Genomic DNA, 546 nt, shown 5'->3' with positions numbered 1-546 from the left:
CGGTTATATTTCCAAACCTGATGAAACATTAGGAAAACACCGTGTCTGTTGCACTTTCCCGCTATCCGACTTTTATTTTCTTAGCACTCGCCCTACTCTGTTCCAGTCTGCCTGCATATGCCGGTCCGTTTCTGGCCACTTTGGACGACTTCCACCCGAATTGCGACATTCGACAGCTCAATTTATCCGCCGACCAACACGCCGCCCTGCGCCGCCTGCGTACCGACTTCAAACAGATCAACGATAAAGCCTACCGCAAAACCGTACGCTCCGACCGCAACCGCCGTCAAACCATCATCAAAATCCTCTCCGGCGACTCATTCGACTCAAACGCCGCCCGCGATTATGTTGAAAACCGCTACCTCTCCAGCATGGACTATGCGGTGGATGAAATGGAAATCCAATACCGCTTCTATCATCTGCTCAATCCGCGCCAACGCCAGCAATGGTTGTCTTCATGCTTGCGCTGATGGATAAATAAAATACAAAAAGGCCATCTGAAACCATATTCAGACGGCCTTTACTTTTTCAGCCTTCATCCAGCAC

General features: G+C 50.0%; 1 protein-coding gene. It reads left to right on the top strand.

Annotation, left to right across the window (positions count from 1 at the left end; translation table 11 throughout):
* The first annotated feature begins 41 nt into the window (after window positions 1–41).
* Window positions 42–470 (top strand): Spy/CpxP family protein refolding chaperone, encoded by a 429-nt coding sequence (locus ACTHUM_RS18280; RefSeq protein WP_070460901.1) that lies wholly within the window; start codon window positions 42–44, stop codon window positions 468–470.
* Window positions 471–546 lie beyond the last annotated feature (76 nt).

The organism is Neisseria sp. P0021.S006, from assembly GCF_051956895.1.
The sequence above is the reverse complement of the archived record's forward strand: the minus strand, read 5'-3'. Positions and strand labels throughout refer to the sequence as shown.